Origin of the sequence: Serratia sp. 506_PEND, from assembly GCF_001076875.1 — a bacterium.
Lineage (GTDB): Bacteria > Pseudomonadota > Gammaproteobacteria > Enterobacterales > Enterobacteriaceae > Serratia > Serratia marcescens.
The window spans coordinates 1-2,781 of the sequence record NZ_JVEL01000607.1 but is presented as its reverse complement, the minus strand read 5'-3'; the positions used below and the strand labels follow the sequence as shown (position 1 = coordinate 2,781).

The 2,781-nt window shown below is 58.6% G+C and carries 4 protein-coding genes; 1 reads left to right on the top strand and 3 read right to left on the bottom strand.

Annotated features, from left to right (window positions below; all coding sequences use genetic code 11):
* Positions 1-63: 63 nt before the first annotated feature.
* The 3 genes from tnpC to tnpA form a co-directional block, all read right to left on the bottom strand.
* Positions 64-1,566: an IS66 family transposase gene (gene tnpC, locus ADK28_RS27720; RefSeq protein WP_048795398.1), complete on the bottom strand. Its 1,503-nt coding sequence runs from the start codon at positions 1,564-1,566 to the stop codon at positions 64-66.
* A 64-nt stretch (positions 1,567-1,630) separates the two neighbouring features.
* Positions 1,631-1,969: an IS66 family insertion sequence element accessory protein TnpB gene (tnpB, locus tag ADK28_RS27715; RefSeq protein WP_048795397.1), complete on the bottom strand. Its 339-nt coding sequence runs from the start codon at positions 1,967-1,969 to the stop codon at positions 1,631-1,633.
* Positions 1,963-2,292 (bottom strand): IS66 family insertion sequence element accessory protein TnpA, encoded by a 330-nt coding sequence (tnpA, locus tag ADK28_RS31920; RefSeq protein ID WP_049191698.1) that lies wholly within the window; start codon positions 2,290-2,292, stop codon positions 1,963-1,965. The genes tnpB and tnpA overlap by 7 nt, the downstream gene beginning before the upstream one ends.
* Positions 2,293-2,353: 61 nt before the next feature.
* Between tnpA and ADK28_RS27710 the strand changes: the two genes are divergently transcribed.
* Positions 2,354-2,781: AAA family ATPase (locus ADK28_RS27710; protein WP_048797243.1), on the top strand; the 428-nt coding region annotated here is incomplete at its 3' end.

The window sequence follows — 2,781 nt, the reverse complement described above, 5'->3', positions numbered from 1 at the left end:
GTAAGCACGTGGTGAACTCACCTTGCGTTGCAAGGTGAGTTTGTGTTTTGGATTTTCAGAGGACTAACGGAAGGTATTGCCGGCGTACGGCAGCAGCTCATTCAACCGCCGGTTCGGCCACGACGGCAACCGCGTCAGTACATCACGCAACCAGGCATACGGCTCCAAACCGTTCAGCTTTGCCGTCTCCAGCAGACTCAGGATATTCGCCATTCGCTGACCCGCTCGCAGACTGCCTGCGAAGAGCCAGTTCTTGCGCCCAACCGCCACCGGACGTATCACGTTCTCCGCCCGGTTGTTGTCTATCGGTACCCGACCATCCTCCAGATAGACCAGTAACGCCGCCCATCGCTTCAACGTATAGTCGATGGCCTTGCGTATCCCCGAGTTTGGTGCCGTCTTCTGCTGCTTCACCTGTAACCAGCTTTCGAACGCCTTCAACCGCGGTTTGGCATAACGGTGTCGCCATCGTCGTCGTTGTTCTGCCGGGCGCTGCTTTATCCGTCGCTCCAGGTTGTACAGCTCGCGGATAGTGGCCAGGGCGATTTCTGCCACCGGACTGCCGTTCGCCTTGTGCTGGTCGAAGAACTTCCGACGCACATGCGCCCAGCAGCCGGCTTCCTTCACGCTACCTTCGTCGAACAGCGCCCGGTAACCGGCATAGCCGTCCACGACCAACGTACCCTGCCAGCTATCCAGCATCGCGCTGGCATAGGTGCCACTGCGGCCCGGCTGGCAGTCATACAGCACCACCGCCCTGTCTGCCCCGGCGGCGCTGACGTAGGCCCACAGATACCCCTTCTGGCTGTGACCTTTTTCGGGATTGAGCAACAGTAACGGTGTCTCATCCGCCTGCAGTACCGCTTGCTGCAGCAGGTCCTGCCGCAGGGCGTCGGCCAGTGGCTTCAGTGCCGCCCCCACCGCACCGAACCAACCAGCCAGCGTGCTGCAGGGAATATCGATACCGTGACGCAGGTAGATTTTCTGCTGACGGTATAGCGGCAGATGGTCACTGCATTTGGCTACGGTGACCTGGGCCAACAACCCCGGACCGGGCTGGCCTTTTTCGATAAGCTGAGGCGGTAAGGGAACGGTATGGACGGTTTCACAGCAGGGACAGCTGTAGTGCGGGCGCACCGTGCGATGCACCACCACCCGAGCCGGAATGTACTCCAGCCGTTCGCTCACCTCATCACGCAGGGGGCGCAGGGCGTGCCCGCAGTCGGGGCAGTCATGACTGCTCAGGTCAAGACGGACCGTTTCACGGGATAACTCTGGCGGCAATGGCTGGCGTTTGGGCGGTGTGCCAGGGAGCGCCTTGCCTGCCGGTAACACCGCCGCCAACTGCTGTTCCAGGTCGGCGGTGTCGGCATCGACATCCTCTTCCGCCAGGCTCCGCTGTTCGCCCTGGAAGGCTTCACTCTTGCGGCCGAAGCGCCAGCGACGGCCGGCCTTCAGCGCGTCTTCCAGGGCCTGGATGTAGTGAGCCTGAGCTTCGAGCAGGGCCAGAGCCCGGACACGTAACTCATGGGGATCTTGTGTGGTAAACAGCGCGTCGATATCCATATCAGCAGCTTGACATAACGGACGGTGATAATCACGTCATATCATGACGTTAACGTTTAACGTCTCAGGTTTCCCAGCCCGGCAGGTCAAGCCCCTCAACCTGTTGCCAGTCTACCCCCTTGGTCAGCCAGGCGAACTGCTCTGCCGTCAGCGGCCAGGCGGTATCCCCGGGGCGGGGCCAGGTGAAGTGGCCCTGATGCAACCGGCGGGTGCACAGCCAGACGCCGTGCTTGTCCCACTGCAACACTTTGATGCGTGAGCGTGCCTTGTTGCAGAAAACCACCGCGGTTCCCGGCGGTAAGGGCGAGGGCAAGTGTTCATCGGCCAGCCGGGTCAGGGTATCAATACCCCGGCGCATATCGGTCGGCTCACGGGCCAGCCAGATGGCATGAGGCATTAGCATAGGTTGAGCTCCGCCATGATGGCCGGCAACTGGCTGGGCTGGCAGGTGATGGAGCACCGTTTTAAATTCAGGGTAATGGCGGGCATATGCGGGTCTATGTTGGGGAGGGATAGCGGTGCCTCTTCAGGGGCAACAGTCACCGGAATAAAAGGGGGTTCAGCGGCCGGTGACGTTGGGATTTTGGTCCACTTGCCGACCCAGTTGCAAAAGGTTTTGACATTGAGATGGTGTTGCAGGCTGTACTGAGTGCGGGACAGGCCGCTGAATTGCCAGTCGGCGACATGTTGCTGCTGTTGTTGGAGGGTATGGCGAGATTTTGGCATGGGGGAACCTGCGTAGTGAACATGAGGTTCAAGCGTGCCGAGTCGCACAAGGATTAACAATGTGAGTTCACCGCGTGCTTACGATGAAGTAAGCGTTGAGCTTGATGACCTGACAACCTTTGTCGGACGCAACGATATTGGTAAATCGACGATCCTGGAAGCGCTGGAGATCTTCTTCAATAACAGCGTGGTATCCATTGAAAAAGGGGATGCCTGTATTCATAGTGGCCAGGAGAATGTTGAGATCACCTGTGAGTTTACCGATCTGCCCCCTTCCCTGACGCTGGACTCCGGCGCTGAAACGACACTGGCAGAAGAATTTTTGCTAAGCAGCACCGGCTCACTTCAAATTCGCAAGATCTACAACTGCAGTAACAAAAAACCAACCGCTGAGATTTTCGTGATTGCAAACCATCCTGCTGCAGCGGGTTTTCAGAATCTCCTCGAGCTTAAGGAAAAAGAGCTACAGGCCCGGGTGAAAGATCTCGG

Coding starts and splice junctions, on each gene's coding strand:
- tnpC (WP_048795398.1), bottom strand. CDS start 1,566: ATGGATATCGACGCGCTGTTTACCACACAAGATCCCCATGAGTTACGT.
- tnpA (WP_049191698.1), bottom strand. CDS start 2,292: ATGCCAAAATCTCGCCATACCCTCCAACAACAGCAGCAACATGTCGCC.
- tnpB (WP_048795397.1), bottom strand. CDS start 1,969: ATGCTAATGCCTCATGCCATCTGGCTGGCCCGTGAGCCGACCGATATG.